At 66.4% G+C, this 25,193-nt stretch carries 25 protein-coding genes, 2 pseudogenes and 1 riboswitch; of the genes and pseudogenes, 8 read left to right on the forward strand and 19 right to left on the reverse strand.

Going from position 1 to position 25,193, the window contains the following annotated elements; all coding sequences use genetic code 11:
- Positions 1 to 17: 17 nt before the first annotated feature.
- From VKI00_RS00200 to VKI00_RS00210, 3 genes and pseudogenes are all read right to left on the reverse strand, one after another.
- Positions 18 to 450: pseudogene (locus VKI00_RS00200) on the reverse strand (type II toxin-antitoxin system Rv0910 family toxin).
- Positions 450 to 1,253 carry an SDR family oxidoreductase gene (locus VKI00_RS00205; protein ID WP_324434338.1) on the reverse strand — a complete coding sequence of 268 codons (804 nt, stop codon included), beginning with the start codon at positions 1,251 to 1,253 and terminating at the stop codon, positions 450 to 452. The pseudogene VKI00_RS00200 and the gene VKI00_RS00205 overlap by 1 nt, the downstream one beginning before the upstream one ends.
- A 7-nt stretch (positions 1,254 to 1,260) precedes the next feature.
- A complete protein-coding gene (locus VKI00_RS00210) occupies positions 1,261 to 2,277 on the reverse strand; it encodes an SDR family NAD(P)-dependent oxidoreductase (RefSeq protein ID WP_324434340.1) in 1,017 nt (338 codons plus the stop codon).
- A 163-nt stretch (positions 2,278 to 2,440) separates the two neighbouring features.
- Between VKI00_RS00210 and VKI00_RS00215 the strand changes: the two genes are divergently transcribed.
- Positions 2,441 to 2,848, forward strand: coding sequence for a group 1 truncated hemoglobin (locus VKI00_RS00215; protein WP_324434341.1), 408 nt, complete (start codon positions 2,441 to 2,443; stop codon positions 2,846 to 2,848).
- An 83-nt stretch (positions 2,849 to 2,931) separates the two neighbouring features.
- Here the strand turns inward: VKI00_RS00215 and VKI00_RS00220 are convergent, their stop codons facing one another.
- Both VKI00_RS00220 and VKI00_RS00225 read right to left on the reverse strand, forming a co-directional pair.
- Entirely contained in the window at positions 2,932 to 4,155 is a 1,224-nt protein-coding gene (locus VKI00_RS00220) for an RNA polymerase sigma factor (RefSeq protein ID WP_414687081.1), read from the reverse strand.
- Positions 4,121 to 4,501, reverse strand: coding sequence for a YciI family protein (locus VKI00_RS00225; RefSeq protein WP_324434342.1), 381 nt, complete (start codon positions 4,499 to 4,501; stop codon positions 4,121 to 4,123). The genes VKI00_RS00220 and VKI00_RS00225 overlap by 35 nt, the downstream gene beginning before the upstream one ends.
- Positions 4,502 to 4,536: 35 nt before the next feature.
- On the opposite strand from VKI00_RS00225, the gene VKI00_RS00230 reads away from it, so the two are divergent.
- Positions 4,537 to 5,052, forward strand: a complete 516-nt coding sequence (locus VKI00_RS00230; protein WP_324434343.1) for a hypothetical protein — start codon at positions 4,537 to 4,539, stop codon at positions 5,050 to 5,052.
- On the opposite strand, the gene VKI00_RS00235 is transcribed toward VKI00_RS00230, so the two are convergent.
- On the reverse strand, positions 5,049 to 5,975 hold the full coding sequence (locus VKI00_RS00235; RefSeq protein WP_324434345.1) for an RluA family pseudouridine synthase: 927 nt from the start codon (positions 5,973 to 5,975) through the stop codon (positions 5,049 to 5,051). The two genes, VKI00_RS00230 and VKI00_RS00235, sit on opposite strands and share 4 nt — an antisense overlap.
- Before the next feature lie 8 nt (positions 5,976 to 5,983).
- Entirely contained in the window at positions 5,984 to 6,670 is a 687-nt protein-coding gene (lspA, locus tag VKI00_RS00240) for a signal peptidase II (RefSeq protein ID WP_324434347.1), read from the reverse strand.
- Between the two features lie 81 nt (positions 6,671 to 6,751).
- Between lspA and VKI00_RS00245 the strand changes: the two genes are divergently transcribed.
- Positions 6,752 to 7,669: an asparaginase gene (locus tag VKI00_RS00245; RefSeq protein ID WP_324434349.1), complete on the forward strand. Its 918-nt coding sequence runs from the start codon at positions 6,752 to 6,754 to the stop codon at positions 7,667 to 7,669.
- On the opposite strand, the gene VKI00_RS00250 is transcribed toward VKI00_RS00245, so the two are convergent.
- Complete coding sequence (locus VKI00_RS00250; RefSeq protein ID WP_324434376.1) at positions 7,634 to 9,022, reverse strand: DNA polymerase IV; 1,389 nt, start codon at positions 9,020 to 9,022, stop codon at positions 7,634 to 7,636. The genes VKI00_RS00245 and VKI00_RS00250 overlap by 36 nt on opposite strands.
- Positions 9,023 to 9,072: 50 nt before the next feature.
- On the opposite strand from VKI00_RS00250, the gene VKI00_RS00255 reads away from it, so the two are divergent.
- From VKI00_RS00255 to VKI00_RS00265, 3 genes are read left to right on the forward strand one after another with little or no spacing between them, the layout of a single operon-like run.
- A complete protein-coding gene (locus VKI00_RS00255; RefSeq protein ID WP_324434351.1) occupies positions 9,073 to 9,642 on the forward strand; it encodes a class I SAM-dependent methyltransferase in 570 nt (189 codons plus the stop codon).
- The gene (locus tag VKI00_RS00260; RefSeq protein WP_324434353.1) at positions 9,642 to 10,169 is read left to right on the forward strand and encodes a hypothetical protein; all 528 of its coding nucleotides are present in this window, start codon (positions 9,642 to 9,644) and stop codon (positions 10,167 to 10,169) included. Before VKI00_RS00255 ends, VKI00_RS00260 begins: the two co-directional genes overlap by 1 nt.
- A gap of 44 nt (positions 10,170 to 10,213) precedes the next feature.
- A complete protein-coding gene (locus VKI00_RS00265) occupies positions 10,214 to 11,173 on the forward strand; it encodes a Gfo/Idh/MocA family oxidoreductase (RefSeq protein ID WP_324434355.1) in 960 nt (319 codons plus the stop codon).
- Positions 11,174 to 11,224: 51 nt separating this feature from the next.
- On the opposite strand, the gene VKI00_RS00270 is transcribed toward VKI00_RS00265, so the two are convergent.
- Both VKI00_RS00270 and VKI00_RS00275 read right to left on the reverse strand, forming a co-directional pair.
- The gene (locus tag VKI00_RS00270) at positions 11,225 to 11,965 is read right to left on the reverse strand and encodes a hypothetical protein (protein ID WP_324434357.1); all 741 of its coding nucleotides are present in this window, start codon (positions 11,963 to 11,965) and stop codon (positions 11,225 to 11,227) included.
- Between the two features lie 63 nt (positions 11,966 to 12,028).
- Positions 12,029 to 12,274 (reverse strand): hypothetical protein, encoded by a 246-nt coding sequence (locus VKI00_RS00275; RefSeq protein WP_324434359.1) that lies wholly within the window; start codon positions 12,272 to 12,274, stop codon positions 12,029 to 12,031.
- A gap of 255 nt (positions 12,275 to 12,529) precedes the next feature.
- Between VKI00_RS00275 and VKI00_RS00280 the strand changes: the two are divergent.
- Positions 12,530 to 12,775: pseudogene (locus VKI00_RS00280) on the forward strand (LppA family lipoprotein); the annotation flags it as partial.
- 76 nt (positions 12,776 to 12,851) lie between these two features.
- On the opposite strand, the gene ileS reads toward VKI00_RS00280, so the two are convergent.
- Both ileS and VKI00_RS00290 read right to left on the reverse strand, forming a co-directional pair.
- Entirely contained in the window at positions 12,852 to 16,010 is a 3,159-nt protein-coding gene (gene ileS / locus VKI00_RS00285; protein ID WP_324434378.1) for an isoleucine--tRNA ligase, read from the reverse strand.
- 248 nt (positions 16,011 to 16,258) lie between these two features.
- The gene (locus tag VKI00_RS00290) at positions 16,259 to 16,633 is read right to left on the reverse strand and encodes an amino acid-binding protein (RefSeq protein ID WP_324434361.1); all 375 of its coding nucleotides are present in this window, start codon (positions 16,631 to 16,633) and stop codon (positions 16,259 to 16,261) included.
- Between the two features lie 103 nt (positions 16,634 to 16,736).
- Here VKI00_RS00290 and VKI00_RS00295 point away from each other — a divergent pair, with 103 nt between their 5' ends.
- Positions 16,737 to 17,498 (forward strand): lipase family protein, encoded by a 762-nt coding sequence (locus tag VKI00_RS00295; RefSeq protein WP_324434363.1) that lies wholly within the window; start codon positions 16,737 to 16,739, stop codon positions 17,496 to 17,498.
- A gap of 113 nt (positions 17,499 to 17,611) precedes the next feature.
- On the opposite strand, the gene VKI00_RS00300 is transcribed toward VKI00_RS00295, so the two are convergent.
- From VKI00_RS00300 to scpA, 7 genes are all read right to left on the reverse strand, one after another.
- Positions 17,612 to 17,857 (reverse strand): Rv1535 family protein, encoded by a 246-nt coding sequence (locus VKI00_RS00300; RefSeq protein ID WP_324434365.1) that lies wholly within the window; start codon positions 17,855 to 17,857, stop codon positions 17,612 to 17,614.
- A 273-nt stretch (positions 17,858 to 18,130) separates the two neighbouring features.
- A riboswitch (M-box (ykoK) riboswitch) is annotated at positions 18,131 to 18,301 on the reverse strand.
- Positions 18,302 to 18,419: 118 nt separating this feature from the next.
- Positions 18,420 to 19,064, reverse strand: a complete 645-nt coding sequence (locus tag VKI00_RS00305; RefSeq protein ID WP_324434366.1) for a TetR/AcrR family transcriptional regulator — start codon at positions 19,062 to 19,064, stop codon at positions 18,420 to 18,422.
- On the reverse strand, positions 19,054 to 20,181 hold the full coding sequence (locus tag VKI00_RS00310; protein WP_324434368.1) for a nitronate monooxygenase family protein: 1,128 nt from the start codon (positions 20,179 to 20,181) through the stop codon (positions 19,054 to 19,056). The genes VKI00_RS00305 and VKI00_RS00310 overlap by 11 nt, the downstream gene beginning before the upstream one ends.
- 52 nt (positions 20,182 to 20,233) lie before the next feature.
- Complete coding sequence (locus VKI00_RS00315; RefSeq protein WP_324434369.1) at positions 20,234 to 20,815, reverse strand: carboxymuconolactone decarboxylase family protein; 582 nt, start codon at positions 20,813 to 20,815, stop codon at positions 20,234 to 20,236.
- A 27-nt stretch (positions 20,816 to 20,842) separates the two neighbouring features.
- Positions 20,843 to 22,108, reverse strand: a complete 1,266-nt coding sequence (locus VKI00_RS00320; RefSeq protein ID WP_324434370.1) for a serine hydrolase domain-containing protein — start codon at positions 22,106 to 22,108, stop codon at positions 20,843 to 20,845.
- A gap of 41 nt (positions 22,109 to 22,149) precedes the next feature.
- A complete protein-coding gene (gene meaB, locus VKI00_RS00325) occupies positions 22,150 to 23,148 on the reverse strand; it encodes a methylmalonyl Co-A mutase-associated GTPase MeaB (RefSeq protein ID WP_324434371.1) in 999 nt (332 codons plus the stop codon).
- Positions 23,149 to 23,152: 4 nt separating this feature from the next.
- The coding region (scpA, locus tag VKI00_RS00330) for a methylmalonyl-CoA mutase (RefSeq protein ID WP_324434372.1) at positions 23,153 to 25,193 on the reverse strand (2,041 nt) is incomplete at its 5' end.

Raw genomic sequence — 25,193 nt, forward strand, 5'->3', positions numbered from 1 at the left:
TGTGTGTCTTGCGGCCGTTACCCGTACAGCGTGACGAACTGCTTCAGCGATTTCTCGACGTCTCCTTTGACGGCGCGAGCCGCAGCCGAGCCCACCGGGCCGAACAACGGACGCCCACCCAGCTCAAGGCGTAAACCCAGGGCAGACCCCTGTTTTGTGGGCTTCACGGTAAGCGTGACCGAGTACTTCGCGCCGCCCTTACCGGGATCCCGAGAGCGCGACCCGATGCGGCGGCTCCCACGTGGTCACCGTCCATGTCACCCGGTTGCGGAGACCCTTGGCGCGCGCGACGCCGATGACCTGCGTTCCTTTGCTCAACTCATCGGGCAGTTCGCTGCGCCATCCCTCGTGCATCACCAGCCAATCACCCAGATTGGACAGGTCGGAGACGTGGTCCCACATTTCTTCAGGGCTCATCGGCACGTCGGCGGCCATGTCGACAGCGGCCATCAGCGGCTGGGTCCGCCGCGGAAGCGGTTTCCGATCCGGATCCCGGGCAGCAACAGGGTGCGCGGCACGAATCTGCCGCCAATACTCACGGCCTTCGGCACGACGCCCGGCACCACGCTGCGCTTGCCGGACAGCATCCCGCCGATGGCCTCTTCGGCGACGTCGTGCGGCGAGACCTGCGCAAGGGGGATGCTGAACCGCTCGGCATTGGCGATCTCGCCCCACTCGGTGGGCACCGGGCCCGGACACAACACCGTGACCGAGACGCCCGTTCCGTGCAGCTCCTCGTGGACGGCTTCGGAGAAGGTCTGCACAAACGCCTTGGTGGCCGAATAGACGGCCATGTAGGGAATCGGCTGGAACCCCGCGATCGATGCGATGTTGAGCACCGCCCCGGCTCCGCGCTCGACCATGCCGGACAGCACGGCATGGGTGAGTTCCATCAACGCCAGTGAGTTGAGGACGACTTCTTCGCTTTCCCGTTCGATCGGCAGTGTCTGGAAGACCCCGCTGGTGCCGAAGCCGGCGCTGTTGCACAAGCCGGCGACCGGTTCGCTGCGCAGCCGCTCGGCCAGTTGTTTTCGCGACCCGGCGTCGCCGAGGTCCAGAGGCATGACATCGACCCCAACGGAGTACTGGGTGCGCAGCTCGTCGGCGAGTTCATCGAGGCGTTCCCGACGCCGGGCGACCAGCACCAGCGGATAACCGCGCCGGGCCAGACCGCCGGCCAGCTCGGTGCCGATGCCCGAGGAGGCACCGGTGACGACAATGGGTGCCTGGTTGCTTGGTTTCGGAAGACCCATGATCGCCTCACCAGTGGATTCCGCGGGTAGCCCGCACGAACGTCTCGCTTCGCGCATCGAATTCCGGTGCGCGGCTGTCGGATTCGTCTCCCCTGGCCGCCGACGAGTCACCGAACATGCCGAACGCGCGGTTGCGCACCCGGTCCATGACGGCCGGGTTCACGGCGTCGGCGACGACGGCGAGCTGCCCGAACGGTGAGCTGGCCCGCCGGGGTCGGTGCACGATCGCATCGGTGATCACGCCGGCCGCCTGGTCCGGCGTCAGCGCCGGGAACTTGTCATACATCTTGGTCGGGCTGATCATCGGCGTACGCACCAGCGCCATATGCACGGTGGTGAACTTAATGTCATCGCTGACGACCTCGGCCTGCAGCGCATCGCACAGGCTGTCCAACGCTGCCTTGCTGGCGATATAGGCTCCGAACCGCGGCGCGCGGGTCTGCACCCCGACCGAGGACACGTTGATGATCTGTCCGAACCCGCGCTCTCGCATGCCGGGGATGAACTTGAGGATCAGCTGTACCGCGCCGAGGTAATTCAGCTGCATCGTCCGCTGGTAGTCGTGGATCCGGTCGTAGGACAGCGCCAGCGAGCGCCGAATCGACCGTCCGGCGTTGTTGATGAGAATGTCGACGCCGCCGATATCGGCGAGCACCTTGTCGGCCATCGCGGCGATGGCATCCATGTCGGACAGATCGCACGGGTAGACATGCGCGGTGCCGCCACTGCTGCGGATTCCGTCGGCGACCTTTTCCAGGTTTTCCTGGGTACGCGCGACCAGGACCACCTCGCCGCCGGCTTCCGCGATCTTCTTCGCCGCTGCTTCGCCGATGCCCGACGATCCGCCGGTGATCAGGGTGATCGTGCCGTCGACAGCGTCGTCCAGGGTGCGCCCCTGCACCGCGTCGAGCAGGTTACGGAGGTAGAACGGTCGATATCGGCCCGCCGAGTTCGGGGTGTTGAGGAGGTCGGACACCGCGGCGAACGGCTTTTCGACGAGACCGGTCAGGTCACCCAGATTCATAGGTTTCTCGCTCCCCGTGATGTTCTCCGTGGATTCCCCACCGAGTCTGCTACACCGGGTGCCGAGTTCTGGTGATTCTGTGGCAATCCGGTTGTTACGCCGGGTAATCGCTCGGTGACGACGCCCTAACTGCCGGGCAATCGCCGGATGGTCCGCTATCGGCATGGGAATGCTCACCCTTTTCCGCAAGCACAAGACCGACACCATCTACGACAAGATCGGCGGCCACCAGGCCCTCGAAGTCATCGTCGAGGACTTCTACTGCCGCGTGCTTGAGGACGATCACCTGTCAAGCTTTTACGCCGAGTCGGACATGCGACGGCTGAAACGCAAGCAGGTCGAATTCTTCGCCGGCGCGCTCGGCGGCCCCGAGGCATACGCCGGCGCACCGATGAAGCACGTTCACAAGGGCCGCGGGATCACGATCCACCACTTCAACCGGGTTGCCGGACACCTGAAGGACTCGCTCACCGCGGCCGGCGTGCCCGAGACGACGATCGCCGAAATCCTTGGCGTCATTGCACCACTGGCCGCCGACATCGCATCGGACCACGCCACGGCCCACGTCTGATCACCCCTCGCGCTTCGCCGAGCGTGCCTCGTCCGCGAATTCTGTCGGCCTGGGTCTCGCGTCGACCGCACGCTCGGCGAACCTCATTGCGGTAGCGCGGCCAGCTGCGCGCGCAGGTATTCGGCCACCGCGGGCTCGCTGGTCAGGTCTATGGCTCGCCGGTAGGCCTCCGCGGCGGCCACCTGCCGGCCGGCTCGGGCCAGCAGGTGCCCGCGCGTCGTCCACGCCGGCTGAAACCGCTGCACCGCCGGATCGGTGATCGCATCCAGCGTCCGCAAACCCGCATCGGGTCCGTCGATCTCGGCATCGACGGCGGCCAGGGCAACCGCCCCACCCAATGACGGCGCGACCCGAAGCAAAGCACGATGCAGGCGACGCAGCGCAGACCAGTCCACCGGCCTGCTGCAATGTGCCGACTGGATCGCGGCCTCGTATTGGTAGCGGCCCGGCCGACCCAAGCCGTGGGCCCGGTCCAGCAGAGCCTCGCCGCGGGCGATCAGCGTCGAGTCCCACATCGCCGGGTCCTGTTCGTCCAGCGGCACCAACACGCCACCGCCGGTGCGCCGGGCGGCTCGACGCGACTCCGACAAGCACACCAGCGCCGCCAGACCCAGCGCCTCGGGTTCGTCGGGCAGTAGCTCGGCGAGCACCAGCGCGAGATGAAGCGCCTCCGCGCACAACGATTCGATTCCAGCACCCGCCGCCGGCCAGTCGATCGCGTACGCGCCGTAGACCGCCTCCAGCACCGCGGGCAACCGCTCGTCGAGGTCGGCGCGGCCCGGCAACACGAACGGGATGCGGGCGTCGCGGATCCGGCGCTTGGCGCGAACCAGCCGCTGCGCCATCGTGGCTGCGGGCACCGCGAACGCCTCCGCGATCGCCGCGGCGTCGACGCCCAGCACGGTCTGCAGCATCAAGGGCGTGCGGCAGGCGGCGATCGCCGGGTGAGCGCACACCAGCATCAGCTCCAGCCGCCGGTCGGGAATCGCGTCGACGTCCAACTCAGTTGCGTCGCAAACAATTTCGGGCAACGGGTCGGTCATCCGGTAGGCGTGCGACTTCCAATGGTCGCGCAGCCGGTTGCGGGCCACGGTCAGTACCCAGCCTTCCGGGTTGGCGGGAATGCCGTCGGCCGGCCATCGGGTCAGGGCACGCTCCAGGGCGTCGGCGATGGCGTCCTCGGCGGCGGCAATGTCGCCGCTCCGCGCGGCGAGCAACGCCAGCAGTCGGCCGTAGCTGGCGCCAACCAGCTCGGCGACTCGGGTCCGCGCCTCACTCAGGGGTGTACCAGCCTTTGCCGCTGGCATAGGTGACCGCGACGGGACGGATCTCGACGGATCCCCAGTCGACGGCCGGGCAGCGCTTGGCCCATGCCAATGCGGCGTCCAGGTCGGGGACATCGATGACGAATACCCCGCCGAGGCGCTCTTTGGTGTCGGCGAACGGGCCGTCCTGGATCGTGGGAGTGCCGTCGCGCGCGGTGAACGTCGTCGAGGCGACGGCCGACTGCAGCACTTGTGTGCCGATCAGCACGCCGGCGGCGTCGAGGTCGTCGGCATAGCGGGCGAACGCTGCGCGCGCCGGCGCCATGTCCTCCTCGGTCAGGCCGATCTCCGGGCCCTCCGGATAGTGCATGAGCAGGCAGTACTGCATAGTGGTGTCCTTTCTGGGTCGATGATGACACCTGAATGACGATTGACACCGCACCTAATCGACAACGCATCGTCACCACGCCTATTCATGCAACGATCAGCACCATGAGCATGGCGGGCATGGGCGTGATGGGTCTGGTGGCCGGCGCGTCAACAGCGGGCGCCTTGGGCATTGTCCGGCTTGTCACCGACACGTGGTTCCCGTGGATGAACGCGCACTCGGAGCAGAAACACCAGCTGATGGCCAACCTGCATTCGCAGCGCGCTGACGCGATTGCCCGGTGGCGGGCCGGCTTGGCAGGTGCGCGAGATGGCTACCGCCAGTGGGCCGCCGGCCCTCGCGACCATGACCCGCCGAACGTCGTGGGCGACGAATGGTTCGAGGGCCTGCGCCCCCATCTGCCCAATACTGGCGAGACCGCAAAATACCGCAACGCGCACGAAATCAGTTGCGACAACCAGACAGTCGTACTGCTGTCGCTGGAAATCGGCCGAGTCGAAAAGCAATGGATGGAAGAGGCTAAGGGCAACCCACGTCGGCCGCGAAACTAGCCCTCGTCGCGTAACACGTCCAATGCGTGCTGCAGATCCGGCGGGTAGGGGCTGACGATCTCCATTTGCCTTCCGTCGGCGGGATGGGTGAACGCCAACGATCGGGCGTGCAGCCATTGACGTTCCAGCCCAAGCTTTTTCGCGAGCTTCGGGTTGGCGCCATAGGTCAGGTCGCCGCAGCAGGGGTGATGCAGCGCCGCGAAATGCACCCGAATCTGGTGTGTACGGCCGGTTTCCAGATGCACGTCGAGCAGACTCGCGGCAACGAAGGCTTCGATGGTGTCGTAGTGAGTCAGGCTGTGCCGGCCGGCTGCGGTGACGGCGAACTTCCAGTCATGGCCGCGGTGACGGCCGATCGGCGCATCGATCGTGCCGCTGGACGGATCCGGGTGTCCTTGCACCAGCGCGTGGTAACGCTTGTCGACCGTGCGCTGCTTGAACGCGCGCTTGAGCACGGTGTACGCCCGCTCGGAGATCGCGACCACCATGGCTCCGGAGGTGCCGACGTCGAGGCGATGCACGATGCCCTGCCGCTCGTGCACACCGGACGTGGTGATCCGGTAACCGGCCGCGGCCAGCCCACCGAGCACTGTCGGCCCGGTCCAGCCCACCGACGCATGCGCGGCGACGCCGGCCGGTTTGTCGACCGCCACGATGTCGTCGTCGGAGTACAGGATCGTCATGCCCTCGATCTCGACGGGTGTGTTCTCCAACGGCGCGGGCGGCTCGGGCAGCCGCACCTCCAGCCACGCCCCCGCGGCCAGACGATCCGACTTGCCGGCCGCTACGCCGTCCAATTCGACACTGCCGTCTTCGGCCAGCGCAGCGGCGGCGGTGCGCGACAGACCCAGCAGCCGGGACAGCCCGGCGTCCACACGCATTCCCGCCAGGCCCTCCGGCACCGGCATCGATCGGTCGGTCACAAGCGCCGCTACCGCTGGTCTGCCTTAGACACGTCAACGGCGCCGTCCTGGGGCTCGTCGCCGCGGACGCCCGCGGCGGGCGCGCCCGGTGTTTCGGTGCCGTCGGGCGCGGCGGCAGGGTCGACCGCGTCGTCCGCTTTGCGCCGGCCGACAGTGTCGAAGTCGTAGCCCATCGCCGACAGCGTGACCAGCAGGATCGCCCCGCCGACCACCGACGGGTCGGCGACGTTGAACACCGGCCACCAGCCAATCGACAAGAAGTCCACGACATGTCCGCGCAGTGGGCCCGGTGATCGGAAAAACCGGTCGACCAGGTTTCCCGTGGCCCCGCCCAGAATCATCCCGAGGCCGATGGCCCACCACGGCGACACCAGCCGCCGTCCCATCCAGAAGATCCCGGCCACGACGCCGGTGGCGATCAGCGTCAGCATCCAGGTGTATCCGGTCGCCATCGAAAACGCGGCGCCGGAATTGCGGACCAGCGTCCAGGTGACGGTGTCACCGATGATCGGCACCGGCTGCCCGGGGGTGAGCAGTTTGACGGCAAGGACTTTGGTGACGATGTCCAGCGCCAGCACGACAGCAGCGACCGACAGCAGCAGGGGCAGTCGCCGTCGCGGCGCGGGAGCGTCGGTCTCCTCGCCCGTCGGTGCCCCGGTCACCGGCTCGGCCGGTCCCGTTGTTTCGTCAGTCACTCCTACATCATCCACTACATCGTTCGGCGGCGACCCGCCGCGCCCGGCTCCGCCGCGCGGAGATGCGGGATGATCTCTCCCATGAGCCGCGTGACCGTCATCGCCACCGGTGGGACTATCGCTACGACTACCGACGCCGACGGGGCGCGGCGGCCGACGCGAAGCGGCGCGCAGCTGACCGACGGCCTGGACGTCGATGTCGTCGACGTCCTGGCCCTAGACAGCTCACAGCTGGCCCCACCCGACTGGGATGTGATCGCTGCGGCAGTGCGGGCTGCGGCCCAAGGCGGTGCCGAAGGCGTGGTCGTGACACACGGCACCGACACCCTCGAGGAAACGGCGCTGTGGCTGGAAATCGTCTACGCCGGCGATGTTCCGGTGGTGCTCACCGGCGCCATGCGCAGCGCGGACGCGCCCGACGCGGACGGCCCGGCAAATCTGCGGGACGCCATTGCGGTGGCGTCGGATCCCGGCGTCCGCGATCTGGGTGTGCTGGTGTGCTTCGCCGGCCGCGTGCTGAGGCCTTTGGGTCTTCGCAAGGTGGCGACACAGGACGGTTTCGTCGGCGAACTGCTCGGCAGCGCGCACGGCGGGGTGCTCAACCGGCCCAAGCAACGCGCATTCCTGGGCGAGCTGAGCGCGGCAAATGCCCCTCGGGTCGACATCATCGCGGCCTACCCGGGCAGTGACGCCGTGGCCATGGATGCCTGTGTGGCGGCCGGTGCCGGCGGTGTCGTGCTGGAATCGCTGGGTGCGGGCAACGCCGGGGCCGCGGTGGTCAACGGGGTACGGCGACACTGCAGCAACGGAGTGCTGGTAGCGGTGTCCACCCGGGTTCCCGGCGGACGCGTCCGCCCCGATTACGGCCCGGGGCGGGAGCTCGCCGACGCGGGCGCGGTGATGGTGTCGGGGCTGCCGCCGAGTCAGGCGAGGGTGCTGGCGATGGCGGCGCTGGCAGCGCGGCTACCGCTGCGCGACGTCGTCGACCGGCTGCGCTGAGGTGTTCTCGCTCAGCGCAGCGACGTAGTCGGGCCAGTCGAGACTGTCGACCGGGTTCGCCGGCACGATCTCCGTGGTGTCGGACGGAAACGTTCGGGCCAGGCCCGGTCCCGAGCCGCGGGTTTCGAATCGCACCGTGACCACGCCGTGGCCGGCGCCTTGCACCCAACCGTGCCCGAGGTCGCGGTGTGTTACGTCGTCACCCACCCGCCACCCAGTGGCCTCATCCGCCCGCGGGGTGGCCTTGTCGGGCTCGACCGTCGCCGCGTCCGTCGGCGCGTCGGCACCCGACATCGTCAACTCCAGATCGGGGAACAGCGACTCTTGGCGGACGTTGCTGAGCCCGGAAAACCCCACGCCGAGTAGGCGAATCGGCCCGATCTGGTGTGGATCGAGCAGCAGCCGCCGGGCCAGCGCCGCCAGCGCGGCACCGTCGGTGGTCGCGTACGGCAGCGTGGCCGAGCGGGTCAGCGTGCTCATGTCGGATTTCTTCAGCTTGACCGTGACGGTGCGGGCGCCGCGGCCGTCGCGGCACAACCGTTGGTGGGCGTGCTCGGCGATCGGGCCGACCGCCTCGCGCAACTCGTCGAGCGTGGTCAAATCGGCCGCGAAGGTGGATTCGGCGCTGATCTGCTTGGCCTCGGCGCGCTCGGCGACCGGGCGGTCGTCGATCCCGCGGGCCAACCGGTGCAGCGCGGGCCCGATCGTCACACCCAGGATGCTGGCCACTTCCGCTTCGTTCAGCGCCGCCAACTCCCCGATTGTCTCGATGCCGAGCCGGTGCAGCTTCTCCTCGGCCACCGGCCCGATTCCCCAGAGTCTGCGCACCGCGAGGCCGCCCAGCAGCTGTGGCTCCTCGGCCTGCCGGACCACCCGGATCCCGTCGGGCTTGGCGATACCCGACGCGATCTTGGCGATCTGCTTACCCGAGCCCGCGCCGACCGAGGCGACCAGGCCGGTCTCCTCGCGCACCCGTCGCCGCAGCTCCTCGCAGAAGTCCTCGACATCGGCCGCCGACGCGCCTACCAGTTCCGGCGGCTCGCCGAACGCCTCATCGAAGGAGAGCTGCTCGACGACGGGCACCACCGCGCGCACGGTGTCGAAGACCCGGCGGCTGGCGACTCCGTAGACCGCGCCGCGCGGCGGCAGCACCACCGCCGTCACGCCGACCAATCGGCGCGCCTGGTGCATCGGCATGGCCGACCGGGCCCCGAACACCCGGGATTCGTAGCTCGCGCCGGCCACCACGCCGCGCCCGCCCAGCCCGCCGACCAGCACTGGACGGCCCCGCAACGTGGGCCGGGTGAGCTGCTCGACGGACGCGAAGAACGCGTCCATGTCGAGGTGCAGCACCCAGCGCGAGTCCACAATTGTCGATGCTATTTGGGCTAGCGTCTGATTCCATGGCGATGAACTTGTGCCACCGCATGTGTTGCAGTTCCGACCGCTACTTCAAGGCTGTCGAAGACACGCCGCTGCCGTGGGTTCTCGGCGACGTCGATCTCGGCGACAACGTGCTGGAGATCGGGCCCGGTTACGGCGCCAACATCCGGGTGCTGATCGACAAAGCGCCGCACTACACCGCTGTCGAGATCGACCAGCCGATGGCGGATCGGCTGAAGGGCAAGTACGGCGACCGGGCCCGGATCATCCAAGGCGACGGAACCGACACCGGCCTGCCGTCCGACGAGTTCAGCTCGGTGGTGTGTTTCACCATGCTGCACCATGTTCCGACGCCCGAGCTGCAGGACCGGTTGTTCGCCGAGGCATTTCGGGTGCTGCGTCCCGGCGGTGTGTTCGCCGGCAGCGACAGTGCGGACTCGACCCTGTTCCGCCTCTTGCATTTTCGCGACACCTGCAACCCAGTACATCCGCGAACGTTCCCGGAGCGGTTGCGGAAAGCGGGTTTTGACGATGTGCGTGTCGAGGCCAACGGTCACCGGCTGCGCTGGCACGCGAGCAAGGCCAATTGATGGAAGCCCCGACGGGCCGAGGCTCGGCCCCTGCAGAGCATCCCGACCAACGGGACAGGCGATGGTGGGTGCGGGTTCGCGACGAATGGCACGCGCGGCTCGAACCCGGTGAGCAGGCCACGGTATTGGCCTGGACGTCGTTCACCGTCACCTTTATCGGCCTGCGCGCGCTCACCCATTGGATCCGTGCCGGCCACGGGCCGTCGGGCGGAGGTGTAAGCCTGGGCGGCAAGCACTTTCATCACTACAACATCGGGATTGCACTGCTGTCGACGGTGGCGGCGGTGGGCCTGCGTGGATCAGAGCAGCAGCGGCGCCACCCCATGGCCGCGATCGCCTTCGGGTCGGCGAACGCGATGATCGTCGACGAGTTGGCTCTGCTGCTTGACCTGCAGGACGTCTACTGGTCGACCGACGGCCGCGAGAGCGTCGACGCCGCCGTCGGCCTCATCGCTGTCGGCGGCACGATTGTGGCCGGCATGCCATTCTGGCCACACGCCCGCCGGGCACTACAGGCGGTCCGCTGAACACACCAGCGGTCAGCCAGCCGCACCCACCTCGCACCGCGCCGGTGCGGCTCGCCCTGATCGGGCTGGGAAATATGGGAATGGCGCACCTGGCTATCTTCAAAAGCCTGCAGCCGCGGGCGCAGATCGGCGCGGTTGCCGACAGCCACGTACCGTTCGCCGAACGCGCCGCTGCTGATGTGCCGGCCGCCGCTGTTTTTCACGACGCCCTGGACTGCGTACAGAACGCCGACGTCGACGCCGTGGTAGTGGCGACCGCTGACGACACCCACCGCGAGATCGTGCACGCGTGCATCGAGCGTGGCCTGTCTGTTCTTTGCGAGAAACCGCTTACCACGTCAGCAGACCAGTCGCTGCAGTTGGTCAACGCCGAACGTGCGACCGGTCACCGGCTGGTACAAGTCGGCTTCATGCGCCGCTTCGATCCCGACTACCAGAACATCTATCGCACTTTGCAATCCGGCCGCGTTGGTGAACCCGTCCTGATCAGTCAGCGCCACCATAATCCCTTGGCTGTCATCACGTTTGATGACCAACAACTCGTATCGAGCTCTGCCTCCCACGACATCGATGCGTTCCGTTGGCTCACCGGTGAGGAGATCAAACAGGTTGCATTGGTAGCTAAAACCAGCCGAGATGGATCCACCGTCACCGTTGTCCTCACACTGACCTCCCAGTCGGGTGTCGTCGGCGTTATCGAGCTTGGCCGCGGGCCGGGGATGCATTACGACATCGGCTGCGAGGTCGTCGGCAGCGGTAGTTCAGTTACCCTCGACTCGCCGGCCCTCGCCGCCGATTGGATGGAACGCTTCCACGGCGCCTATCGCGCTCAGGACGCCGCGTGGCTGGCAGCAGTGGCCGCAGGGTCGAACACCGGACCGTCGGCCTACGACGGGTATGCCAACAACGCTGTCGTCGATGCGGCCCTGGACTCGCTGGCCAGTGGCCGCGCGCAGTCGGTACAGCAGGAGACGGAAGGCACTCTCGTCCGCAGAAAAGTCTGAGGTGAGCGCAATCGTCGGGCCCCCATCGCCGACGTGGTAACGGACGTACGTTCAATCCTGACCGCCCCTCCGGTTTGTCAGCAGCACGCGGATCGTGGTGATGTGCAGGATGGTCGAGAAGGGCACCAGGTAGGCCGGGAAAAGGACCATCGGCCATTGGGTGAACGCCGACGTCGGTGGGTCGGTATGCACCACGGCGAGAGCTTGGGATGCCAGGAATCCGGTGCCCACCGCCCCGACGAAATCAAGAAGGCCGAGCACCGACCAGGCAACGGGAATACTGGCCGAGGTCGACCAGATCAGGGCGATCACGGCGACGCAGGCAGTGACACCGACGGAGATGTCGCCGAACGCGGCTGGGTAGGCGAAGAAACCGGGAAGCTGACCGCCGACCTCCAACACCAGGAACACACACCCCAACCAACGAGCGGTCTGTGTGATGAGCAGCTCGGCGAGCGTTCGCCGATCGGCCAACAGCTCATCCAACGATGACCAGCGTGCCACCGCAATGGGTCCAATGATGACGAGCGCGAAGAATAAGTAGACGAGCCAGGGTGGCCGGTCCGGACCATCGTGAAAAGCCTCAACCCGGGTGCATCCCGCTGACAAGCCGAACCAGATTGCGAAGACGGCCAAAAGGACACCCGCCGGCCTCAGCGACTCACTGATCGAACGACCATGACGTATCGCAGCGCGATACATAATCACCGGCACCCACACGGTGAACACAACAGCTACGGATACAACCAAAACCGTGATGGTCACGGGTACGTCAGGAATCGGATGATCCACCGCTTCCTCCTCCACCAGTCCGTTCCGCGACACGGCCGGACAAGGACTGCCGATCGACCGCCGTTACGATGTCGCCTCGGCCCATGCGATATGCCCTTGGAAACCAAGCGTTTTGGCCATGTCGCGGTAGCGATCCCGATAGTCGCGATAGGCGGTGTCGTCGCCGTGGGCTCGTGCCAACAGTGCGCGCAGCCGCAACAGCCAAGTTTCACGCATCACCAGACCCTCATCGGCTCGTGCGGCTGCCAACCGCTCGATCGCGGCCCGGGCTTCGGCCGTATCGGCGGCGGCCCCGCGATCGAGCAGCATTTCCACCAATACACCCGTCGCAGGAATGCCCCAGGCCAGCAGGTGTTCGTCGCGAAACAGATGGTCGACGGCGGCGCGGATGTGCTATGGCCGTCATGCGACCCTCCGCCGATCCCGGGCCCCAGCGTTTCCAGGGTGCTCTAAGAATAGGCGGTCAGACACTCCGCAAGGAGCCCTCGGCATTCAGGGTGATTCCGACAGACTTTTGAGAGCCTCGTGCACTGACCCCGCCTTCGCGCATGTACCGCCGGCAGCCGAGCGGTGTGTCAAGACGTCGTCTTCAGCTGCCCTATTCCTGACGACGGATGGTTGCGGGCTCTTCAGATTGTCAAAGGAGGCGCTGCCCGCTTGGGCGCGACGTACTATGACGCCTTCCACGACAATCCGGGGTTTCACAGTGTTTACCTCGCTGGTCTTGATGGCATGGAGTTTCGCTTTGGCACACAGGTGCCCTCATCGTTGACCGCGAAGTCGGATTGCCGCATCGTCACCGACGACTAAGCAACTCACGGGCTCGAGAATCCGGAGAAGGTCGGTTGCGGATTTGCGATGGTCTCATAAAAGACCACATAAAGAGCTAGCCGTGAAACTCCGTGACCGGCAGATCTGTACCGCGCCCTGCGGCCTTGGCGAGTGAGACCCGCACGCCGTCACCGATCTCCGCGGCGCCCGACCCTGGCTCGCCGAATTCGAAACTGGTAGCGAGGATTTCCCCGGCGATCAGGTCGCGATGCGTTTCGGCCCAGTCGGCGCGTTGCGGCGGCACCGACATCACCACGCTGATCCGGTCGGAGACGTCCAGCCCGGTCGACTTGCGTAGCTCCTGCAGTTCGCGAATGCGATCCTTGGCCCAGCCCTCGGCCTCGAGCTCGGGCGTCACGGTGGCGTCCAGCACCACCAGCCCGGCCCCGCCCGGTAGCGGGGCGGTGTAGTCGGGGTCGGCGGCCACCAGCCGGGAGCTGTACTCGTCGGGTTGCAGCACCGCCGGGCCCGCGGTCAGCGTGCCGTCGGCGTTGACGACTCCCTCGCCGGCCTTGACCGCCTTGATCGCCGCCTGCACATCCTTACCCAGTCGCGGCCCGGCGACCCGGGCGTTCACGGTCAGCTCGAAACGACCGTAGCTGTCGATGTCCTCGGTGAGTTCGACCTTCTTGACGTTGAGCTCGTCGGCGATCAAATCCGTGAACGGTTCCAGCCGCTGTGGATTGTCCACGGCCACCGTGAGTTTCTGCAGCGGCAGCCGCACCCGCAACTTCTTCGCCTTACGCAGCGACGACGCCACCGAGCACACCTCGCGCACCTGATCCATCGCGATAACTAGTTCGGCGTCCGCAGGCAGCACGCCGGCCTCCGGCCAGTCGCTCAGGTGCACCGACCGCTCGGCAGTCACACCCCGCCAGATGATCTCGGTTGTTATCGGCAACAGCGGCGCGGCCAGCCTTGCCGTCACTTCGAGTACGGTGTGCAGCGTGTCGATGGCGTCGGGATCTTCTTCCCAAAACCGCGAGCGGGACCGTCGCACATACCAATTCGTCAGAGCCTCGGTGAACTGCCGCAGCTGCTCGCATGCCCCGGAGATGTCGCAGACGTCCATCGCGGCGGTCAGGTCGTCGCGCAGCACCGCAAGCTTTGCCAGGATGTAGCGGTCGAGGACATGCGGTGAATTAGTGCGCCAAGTACCGACTTTCGGCGCGTAGAGGGCCAGGAAACTGTAGGCGTTCCAGAACGGCAGCAGCACCTGACGTACGCCGTCGCGAATACCCTGTTCGGTGACGATCAAGTTCCCGCCGCGCAGGATTGGCGACGCCATCAAAAACCAGCGCATGGCGTCGGAGCCGTCGCGGTCGAACACCTCGCTGACGTCGGGATAATTGCGCAGCGATTTGCTCATCTTCTGGCCGTCGCTGCCCAACACGATGCCATGCGCCACACAGGTTTTGAACGCCGGTCGGTCGAACAGCGCGGTGGCCAGCACGTGCAGCGTGTAGAACCAGCCGCGGGTCTGCCCGATGTACTCGACAATAAAGTCGCCCGGGTAATGAGTCTCGAACCAGTCGCGGTTCTCGAACGGATAGTGCACCTGGGCGTAGGGCATCGAGCCGGAATCGAACCATACGTCGAAGACATCGGCGATGCGCCGCATCGTCGACCGCCCGGTCGGGTCGTCGGGATTGGGCCGGGTCAGCTCGTCGATGTACGGCCGGTGCAAGTTGTCGGGACGCACGCCGAAATCGCGCTCCAGCTCCTCGAGGCTCCCGTAGACGTCGATACGGGGATAGGCCGGGTCGTCGGAAAGCCAGACCGGAATCGGCGTGCCCCAGTAGCGGTTTCGCGAGATCGACCAGTCGCGGGCACCTTGCAGCCACTTGCCGAACTGACCGTCCTTGACATGCTCCGGATACCAGGTGATCTGCTGGTTGAGCTCAACCATGCGGTCCCGGAATTCGCTGACTTTAACGAACCACGACGACACCGCGCGGTAGATCAGCGGATTGCGGCACCGCCAGCAGTGCGGATACGGGTGATCGTACGTCTCTTGGCGAATCAGCACCGCACCGTTGGCCGCCGCCGGACCGGTGTGGTTTTTCAGGTCCCGAATGATGTGCGGATTGGCGTCGAAGACGTGCTGGCCTTGGTAATCCGGCACGGTGGTGTCGAATCGGCCCTTGGCGTCGACGGGCGTCACCGGCACGATGCCGGCTTTGTCGGCGGTATCCTTGTCGTCCTCGCCGTAGGCCGGCGCCAGGTGCACGATGCCGGTTCCGTCGTCGGTGGTGACGAAGTCGGCGGCGAGCACCCGAAAGGCGTTGGGCGAGTCCATGAAATACGGGAACGGCGGCAGGTAGCCGATGCCCACCAGATCGCTGCCGCGGTAACTGCCCAGCACTTCCGGTTCGTCGCCCAATTCTCGCGAATAGGCGGCCAGTCGGGCCTCGGCCAGAACCAGGCGGCGCTCCCCCGCCCGCACCTGCACGTAGGTGACGTCGGGATTGACGGCGACCGCCTGGTTCGACGGCAGGGTCCACGGTGTGGTCGTCCACACCAGCAGGTGAGCGCCCGCGAGCTGGCCGTCCGGCACGGCGAATCCGACGGTGAGCGCCGGGTCTTGCCGACTCTGGTAGACGTCGTCGTCCATCCGCAGCTCGTGGTCGGACAGCGGGGTTTCGTCCCGCCAGCAGTACGGCAGCACCCGGTAGCCCTCGTACGCTAAGCCCTTGTCCCACAGCTGTTTGAACGCCCAGATCACCGATTCCATGTAGGGCAGATCGAGCGTCTTGTAGTCGTGGGCGAAGTCCACCCATCGGGCCTGACGGGTCACATAGGCCTGCCATTCGTCGGTGTAGCGCAACACCGATTCGCGGCAGGCTTCGTTGAACGCCGCGATGCCCATCGCGTCGATCTGGGACTTGTCGGTGATCCCGAGCTGTCGTTCGACCTCGAGTTCGGCCGGCAGTCCGTGGGTGTCCCAGCCGAAGCGGCGCTCCACCTTGTAGCCGCGCATGGTGCGATACCGCGGCACGATGTCCTTGACGTAGCCGGTGAGCAGGTGACCGTAGTGCGGTAAGCCGTTGGCGAACGGCGGTCCGTCGTAGAACACGTACTCCGGGGCGTCGGCTCGTCGTGCGATGCTGGCCCGGAACGTGTCATCGCTCGCCCAATGGTCGAGGACCTCGAGTTCCAGCGCCGGTAAGTCAGGTGCACCGCCGGCCAGCTTGGGGTAGGCGTTGTCGGTCACTGCGTGCGTCGTCTCCATGTGCGGCTCTTCGGCCGGGGACGACGTTGCGCCGGTGCGCGAACGCCGCGGTACCACCCCGCTTGCCACGCCTGGGCGTGGCCGCTCGTTGGAAGGCTGTGACGGGCCCTGCCCGTTCGGGTCTACTGGGCCGGCTCTAAACCAGAAGCCGGCTGTTCTTCCGAAGGCTCCCCGGTGATCGCCGGATCGACGCCGCTGCAGGTGATTCTACGGGCCGCGGCAAATCAACCTCAGGCCAGCGCGGCCTTGGCGTCGGCGAGATTGTCCGCGCCAAGCACCAAACGGGTGTTGGTGGCGAGATAAGCGGTTTCCAGGTTGATCTTCGCGGCGCCGAGTTTGTGGACGACTTCGCCCAGCGCGCCGGGGCGGTCGGTGATGTCGAGGACGATTACCTCTTGCTCCTCGGCGATCTTGATGCCGGCGCCCTCCAGCGCTTCGAAGGCGGAGGTGGCATCGTGCACCAGGATGTGCACCTCCGCGTGCCCGCCCCCGCTGGTCAAGGCGCACAAACCGGCGATGTTGACGCCCGCCTTGCCCAGCACGTCGCCGATCAGGGCCAGCTCCCCCGGCTCATCGTCGAGATAGAGCGTCAGATCGGTCGCCATGACGGGCCCCCTTTGCACCGGTTGTTGGCGGACAGGTCAACGCTACCGCCGGCTCGCGGCCGAAGATCCATGAATCTCGGAGCGGTTTTCCTACACTGCGGCTGTGGCGTTTGACGCGGCATTTGCTCGCGACGTGGTGTTGCCGCTGGCGGAGGCGGCTTACATGGTGATGGGTGGTGGCACGGCCACCCTCCCGTCCGGTTACGCCCAGACCAGTTTGATCCAGGCCGACGCCGCCGTGCTCACCGCGATGGCGAGCCCCCACCCCGCGGTGACTGCGATGATCAAGAACACCGACATCTTCGGGCTGATGGGCCGTAACCCGACCACCGGCACCGCATTTGTGTCATTTCGCGGCACTTCGGACGTCGAGGATTGGCTCGCGGACCTCGACGCCGTCCCCGATGACTACCTTCCGGTCGCCGGCTTCGGGCAGGTGCACGCGGGCTTTCAGGACGTCTACGAACTTGCCCGGAAAAGCATCGCCGCGAACTTGGCCACCGCGGCAGCCGGCTGTAATCAGATCCTGATCACCGGGCACAGCCTCGGTGCGGCACTGGCCGTGCTTGCGGCGCCGGACGTCTTCCGGAGCATGCCGCCGAACAAGATCGAACCCCGGCTGATCACGTTTGCCGGCCCGCGGGTCGGATTGAACGACTTCGCCGACGCGTTCAACGCCGCCATCGAGAGCTGTTTTCGGGTGGTGAACTTTCTCGACATCGTGCCGTACGTCCCGCCGACGCCCTACGTGCACGTTGGCGCCCAAATCAACGTCGACAGCGGCGGGCCGGTCCAGATCGCCTGGCGGCACAGCCTCATCGCTTATCGGAACGGACTATCCGCCCTGATCGCGGCTCAACAATGACGACGCTCCCGGCACCGAGGGACAACACACCTCAAGTGCCGGGAGCGACAGTCGTTAGCGCTGTCCGCCTCCTCCTCGGGCCGTACACGGCCCGCATCGTCGCCGGACGTTTGTTAGGCGCCAACCTCCAACACGCCGGCGCGCCACAGCGCGGCGTAGAGCTGGCGCAACGGAACGCAGAGCAACCGCGCGGCTCCCACCACCAACGGGTCGCCGCCGATGAGCTGCTCCAGCTGGTCTTGGGGCCGCCTGGAGGTCCGCTTCGGCGCGGGCACTGGCATCGGCGTTGGGGCAGGCACTGCCCTGAGCCAGCGTGCGGGCGCCGCCGTTACCACTTCGTCGTACGGTACCGCGGTCATGATCGCCTCCTCGGCGGAAAGTCAAACGGGCATAACGGGATTCGATGTCCGTCCGAATCGGCGTCCGATGAGGCAACGTGCTGTCTAGGCCAAAGAAGGCTCAGCTACGAGCGACGCGCCCGGGGGCCGGATCGGGACGACACAGAGCCCGGATATCGATCCGGACTAGAACTGGAACTCATTCGTCCCTCACCTCCTCGCGGTCGCGCCACGTGCGGGTTATCGCACAATTCACACGCAAGCAGGAGCATGGAGAACCCGAAAACTCGGGAAACCGCACCCCACTCGTCACAGCTTTGGCAATACACGGCGTGTCCGGAGATTCCGGAAGCCACTTGGGCTCAACCCTTAAGCCGGGAGGAGCTGTCCTGACCCTGGGCGTCTCTCGACGTTCGGGGTCAGTGGCCTGTATCCGCGTAGACGCCTCACCTAACGAGGTGCTTACCCCGTCGATGATGCACGAACATTCCGCCCGGGTCAATTCGCCACACCTGAAAGTTTTCTGAGCGGCGTTAGGGCCCTGACCAGCCGTTATAAGTTCGTGACCGTCTCGATGCGCACCTCACCCCTCGGACGGGCGCAACCCCTTGATGACCAGCGAGACGACGAAATCGGCGGCTTCGGCCGCGGAGATGCCGTCGTCGGTGGTCAGCCGCCGGTGGGCCATGTGACCGATCAGCGCCGTCAGCGTGTAGGCGACCAACCGGGGCGGCGCGGCTACCACTTCGCCGCGCTGCTGGGCGGCGGCGATAAGAGTTGCGATGTCGTTGATGAATCGCTCATAAATGCCGCCGAGGTGCTGGTCGAAGCGGCTGTCCAGCGCATAGGCATCGCGGAACAGTAGCTTGGCGGTCGCCGGATTGGCTTCGAAGAATTCGAACGTCGCGCACAAGATGGCGCGAAATGGCGCCTCTGCGTAGCCGAATCGTGCGCCGCTCTGGGCCAGCGCGACCGCAACGTGAGTGCGCAGGGCATACTCCTCGGCGGCGATCAACTCGTGGAACAAGTCGTCCTTCGAGTCGAAATACCAGTACACCGAGCCGTAGGCCAGCTCCGCCTCGTTGGCGATCTCGGCGATCGTGGTGGCGTGAAAGCCGTTGCGGGCAAAGACTTTCTTGGCAGCGGCCATGATCTCATCACGCCGCCGCGACTTGTCCTCTGCACTGACCGCGGGGCGCCGACGCGTGCGGGTGCCGTCAGTCACCATCGATGAACTCGTCGAGACGTCCGACGGCGTCGATGAACTCCGAAACCATGTCCAGCACCACCGATCCCGCCGGTTGCACTTTGTTCAGCGAACCGACAACCTGGCCGACGAAGTAGGTGGCCAGCTCGCGAGCCTTGGAGTCAGGCTGGCCGGCAGCCTGGTTGATGCGCACCTGCGGGTCGCCGATCAGCGCACTCTGCAGCGGCATGCCGAGCGGGTCGGGACTGCCGGGCCGCTCCCACTCGTCGGTCCAGGCGGTGCGCAGCATGCGGGCGGGCTTGCCGGTCAACGATCGTGATCGCACGGTGTCCGACGACGTGGCGGCCAGGAACTTGTCCTTGACGACGGTCTGCGTCTCGGCTTCCTCGGTGGTCAGCCAGACCGACCCGCACCACACGCCTTCGGCGCCCAAGGCCAACGCCGCGGCGATCTGACGGCCGCGGGCGATCCCGCCTGCGGCCAACACCGGCACCGGAGCCACCGCATCGACCACCTCGGGGACCAGCACCATCGTCGCCACCTCGCCGGTGTGTCCGCCGGCCTCGGTGCCCTGGGCCACGATCAAGTCGACGCCGGCCTCGGCGTGCCGCCTGGCGTGCTGGGTGGTTCCGGCCAACGAAGCTACCAGTACATCGTGGTCATGGGCCCGTCGGACCAGGTCGGCCGGGGGCGGGCCCAGCGCGCTGGCGATCAGCCGGATGCGGTGAGCGAAGGCGACGTCCAGCAGTGGCTCGTAGCCCTTGGGCGAGATGTTGAGCTCGCCGGGCGGTAGACGCTCCTCGTCGGTGGGGACGGCGATGCCATAGCGGACCAGCAGGTCGTCGACGAATGCCCGATGCTGTTCGGGCAACAGCTCGCGCGCCTGCCGGGCGTCGATCCCGCCCCGGTCGGCGCCGACGTATTTGTGCGGCAGCAACAGGTCGACGCCGTACGGCTTGCCGTGAGTCTGCTCCTCGATCCAGGTCAGTTCGCTATCCAGCTGCCTCGGGCTGTGCGCGACGGCACCGAGGATGCCGAACCCGCCCGCATTGGACACGGCGGCCACCACATCCCGACAGTGGCTGAACGCGCAGATCGGGAACTCGACGCCGAGCATCTCGGCGACTCTGGTGCGCATGCCGGGAACCTATGAGTCAGTGACTGACGCGTCAATCACTCTTTACAGTTTCTTAACGGGTCGGCGGCTGGCCGTCCGGTGGCCAGCTCGCTAAGCCGTCTTCCAGCGGAACCTGCAGGCTGTGCAGGATCGACGCGACCATTCGCCACGCACCGATCGCGGTGACAAGCTCGACCAGCAGGGCCGGGTCGGCACCCAATTCGCGCTGACACGCCGCCCAGCTGTCGGCGCTCACCGCGCCGTCGCGCACCACGTCGTCGGTGGCCGCCAGCACTGCCCGCTCCACGGGCCCGAACGCCGGGTAGGCCTGCCAATCGCGGACGCCAAGCAAGTCTTCAGCGCTGACCCCAAGCCCCTGGGCCACCCGCCAATGCTGCGTCCATTCGTAATCGCTGGCGGTGAGCCAGCCAATGCGCATGATGAGCAGTTCGCGCAGCCGCGAGTCCAGCATCCCGCGCCAGAGCATGGTGGCGAGCAGGTCGTTGAGGGCGCACGCCAGCTTGGGATGGTTCAGCAGCACCTGGAAGATGGCGAGCTCGGCCATGTAATCGGGTACGCCGGCTTCGTCGGCGGCGGCCTTGGCCTCGCTGACCGGCAACCGAGCAACTCGGGAGTCTCTCGTCGGCGGTGTCATGAGCCGCTGGGAAAATCGCGTAAACCGTTAACCGGCAACGGCCCCCGGCTCGGAGAAGGGTGAACCGAAGTCGGCCACCCTCTCAAACCCGCGTCTGCGGGCCGTGTCGGCGGCTCGGCGGATCAAAGCGTTCGTCACGACGAAACCGGCGTGATCCGTTACCACGAACGGAGACAGCAGCCGGTTATGCACGAAACCGACCGCGAGCCCGCTGGCAGGATCGGCCCACCCGAGCGAGCCGCCGAGCCCGACGTGACCGAATCCCGGCATCACGCTGAACGGCAGCGTGTGGTATCCGAGATGGAAACCCAATGGCACCACGAGGTTTCGGTCCAGTCGCAGACTCTTTCGTCCGGTCAGACCCGCCACCAGCTCACGAGAGAGAAACTGGATGCCCTCGATCTGGCCGCCGTTGGCGATCGCACCGTACATCCGGCCCAGACCGCGCGCGGTGACCACGCCATTGGCTGCCGGGATTTCGGCGTCCATCATCGGGATATCTCCTTGCACAAAGGCTTTCATTCCAGGGAAATACATGGAGCCGAACCCGCCTGACATTGGCAACGCAGCGATTGCCGGTGCCACCGCGTTGAACACGGGATTGGGAATGGCGCGCTGCGGCATGATGATCTGCGCGGGCCGGGTCGGTGAGTCGACCGGTGGGCGGCCGAGGTGTATGCCGTCGGTGTGCAGCGGTTCCGCCAGCTCCTGGCGGAAGAGCTCGCGCATGCCCTGGCCGGTGACCGCGCGGGCCAGACCCGACATCAGCCAGCCATAGGTCAAGGCGTGATAGGCGGGTTTGCCGAACGCGTAACCAGCGGGCGACGCCGCTAGACGGTCTTCCATCACTTCGTGATTCAGCAAGTCTTCCTTGCTGGCGCCGCGCAGCGCGGACAGACCGGCTCGGTGCCGCATCACCTGGCGGACAGTGATATCCGCTTTGCCGTTGGCGCCAAACTCCCGCCAGTACTCGGCGACGGGCGCGTCGTAGTCGATCAGTCCGCGATCGACGAGCCGGTGAATGACGGTCGAGGCCATGCCCTTTGTCGCCGAAAACACCATGGTGGCGGTGTCAGCCGACCACCGCACCCGCCCGCGCCGGTCCGACCAGCCGGTCCACACGTCGACGACGGGTTCGCCGTCGAGGTAGACCGCCATCGCCCCGCCGCCGAAGCGACGGTGCGGGAACATGCTGGCGAAGCTGCGCACCGCGCAGGCAAAGTGTGGATCGGCTGCGCCGTGAACACCGCGCGGCAGCACTGACCGGCGATTGCCCACCACTTCGAGGGTCATACCGTTGAATTTACCGTTCGCGTCCGCAAACAACCTGGAAGTTACCCTTCCGTTATCGATGCGAGCTTAAGTATTTGCTGTGCCGCCAGGGCCGGCGTCAATTCCCCAGCGAGCACCCGCCGCTCGACTTCGGCACGACCTTTGCGGACCGCGGGGTTGGACAGCACCCGGTCCAGCACCGTGTCGCGGACCATCTGCCAGGTCCAGTCGACCTGCTGAGCTCGCCGCCGCGCCTCAAACTCCCCGGCCTCGCTAAGCACCTTTTGATGCCGCTCGACGGTCTCCCAAAGCTCCTCCAGCCCGGTACCTTCCAGCGCGCTCATGGTGAGAACCGGTGGACGCCAGAGAGTTTCGCGTGGATAGATCAGCCGGATCGCTCCGGAAAGCTCGCGTGCGGCTTTGCGCGCCTCACGCAGGTGCTCGCCGTCGGCTTTGTTCACCACGACGATGTCGGCGAGTTCCAACACACCCTTCTTGATGCCCTGCAGCTGATCGCCGGTGCGCGCCAGGGTCAAAAAGACGAAGGTGTCGACCATGTTGGCGACCGCCACCTCGGATTGGCCGACGCCGACGGTCTCCACCAGGATCACGTCGAACCCGGCGGCCTCCATCAACACGATGGTTTCCCGGGTGGCCTTGGCCACCCCGCCGAGGGTGCCCGATGTCGGTGACGGGCGGATATAGGCGTCCGGATGCACCGCCAGCCGCGGCATCCGGGTCTTGTCGCCCAGGATCGATCCACCGGTGCGGGTGGACGACGGGTCAACGGCCAGTACGGCGACCCGATGTCCGCGCTCGATCAAGTACATGCCCAGCGCTTCGATGGCGGTCGACTTGCCCACCCCGGGCACCCCGGTGATGCCGACATGGTGAGCGTTTCCGGCCGTCGGCGTCAGTGCCAGCAGCAGCTGCTGTGCCTGCTGGTGATGATCCGGACGGGTCGACTCGACCAATGTGATGGCTCGCGCCAGCGCCGCACGGTCGCCGCTGCGGACAGCTGCGGCGAGGTCGTCGATGCTGCCGCCGTTATCAGTTGCCATGTGGCTAGAGGGTGTACCCGAGACGCTCGGCCAGCTTCTTCAGCAGATCGATTGCCGCGTCCGCGATTACCGTACCCGGCGGGAAGATCGCGGTGGCCCCGGCGGCGTACAGCTCGTCGAAGTCGCCCGGCGGGATGACCCCGCCGACCACGATCATGATGTCCGGCCGGCCTACCTCGGCCAACGCGTCGCGCAGTGCGGGCACCAAGGTCAGGTGACCGGCCGCCAGCGAGGACACCCCCACCACATGCACGTCGTTGTCCGCGGCTTGGCGGGCCACCTCGTCAGGTGTGGAGAACAGCGCGCCGACGTCGACGTCAAACCCGATGTCGGCGAACGCCGTTGCGATCACCTTCTGCCCGCGGTCGTGCCCGTCCTGACCCATCTTGGCCACCAGAATTCTGGGCCGACGGCCGTCGGCCTCGGCGAATTTCTCGACGAGTTCGGTGGCGCTGACCATGTTGCCGGCCTTTCCAGCTTCGTCGCGGTAAACCCCGGCGATGGTGCGGATCTCGGCCTGGTGACGCCCGTAAACCTTCTCCAGTGCGTCGGAGATCTCGCCGACCGTGGCCTTGGCCCGAGCGGCGTCGACGGCCAGTGCCAACAGATTGTTGCCGAGTCCATCCTCGCCCGCACGGCCGTGGGCGGCGGCCGCGCGCGACAACTCTGCCAGAGCGGCATCGACGGCCGCCTGGTCCCGATTTGCCCGCAGCTCTTGCAGTTTGGCCAGCTGTTCGGCACGCACCCGACTGTTCTCGACCTTGAGGACCTCGACCTCCTGATCCTCTTCGACCTGGTACTTGTTGATCCCGATCACCGGCTGGGCCCCGGAGTCGATGCGGGCCTGGGTGCGCGCGGCGGCTTCCTCGATGCGCAGCTTGGGGATGCCGTCGTTGATGGCCTGCGCCATCCCGCCGTGCTCGGCGACCTCGGCGATGTGGGCACGGGCTCGCTGCGCGAGTTGATATGTCAGCCACTCCACGTAATAGGAGCCGGCCCAGGGATCGATCGGCCTGGTGGTGCCGGACTCTTGCTGCAACACCAGCTGGGTGTTGCGCGCGATGCGCGCGGAGAAGTCCGTCGGCAACGCCAGCGCCTCGTCGAGTGCGTTGGTGTGCAGCGACTGGGTGTGACCCTGGGTTGCGGCCATCGCCTCGATGCAGGTGCGCGCGACGTTGTTGAACGCGTCCTGGGCGGTCAGCGACCAGCCTGAGGTCTGCGAATGGGTGCGCAACGACAGCGATTTGGAACTCTTCGGGTTGAACTGCGCGACCAGCTCGCTCCACAGCAGCCGGCCTGCCCGCAGCTTGGCCACCTCCATGAAGAAGTTCATCCCGATGCCCCAGAAGAAGGACAGCCGCGGCGCGAACTTGTCGATGTCCAGCTCGGCGTCCAAACCGGCTTTGATGTAGTCGACGCCGTCGGCCAGGGTGTAGGCGAGCTCGAGATCCGCTGTGGCACCGGCTTCTTGGATGTGGTAGCCGGAAATCGAGATCGAGTTGAATTTCGGCATCTTGGCGCTGGTGTAGGCAAAGATGTCGGAGATTATGCGCATCGACGGCTTCGGCGGATAGATGTAGGTATTGCGCACCATGAACTCTTTGAGGATGTCGTTCTGAATGGTGCCGGCGAGCTTCTCCGGGGCCACGCCCTGCTCCTCGGCCGCCACGATGAAGAGCGCCAGCACCGGAAGGACGGCGCCGTTCATCGTCATCGAGACCGATATCTGATCGAGCGGGATGCCGTCGAAGAGGACTTTCATGTCCTCGACCGAGTCGATCGCCACGCCGGCCTTCCCCACGTCGCCGGCCACGCGCGGATGGTCGGAGTCGTAGCCGCGGTGCGTCGCCAGGTCGAAGGCGATGCTGAGGCCCATCTGCCCGGCCGCGAGGTTGCGGCGGTAGAAAGCGTTCGAGTCTTTCGCGGTGGAGAACCCTGCATACTGCCGGACCGTCCACGGGCGCAGGACGTACATGGTGGGGTACGGTCCGCGCAGGAACGGCGGCATGCCCGGCATGGTGTCGAGGTGATCGACCTCGGCGAGG

Origin of the sequence: Mycobacterium sp., assembly GCF_035314665.1 — a bacterium.
Taxonomy (GTDB): domain Bacteria; phylum Actinomycetota; class Actinomycetes; order Mycobacteriales; family Mycobacteriaceae; genus Mycobacterium.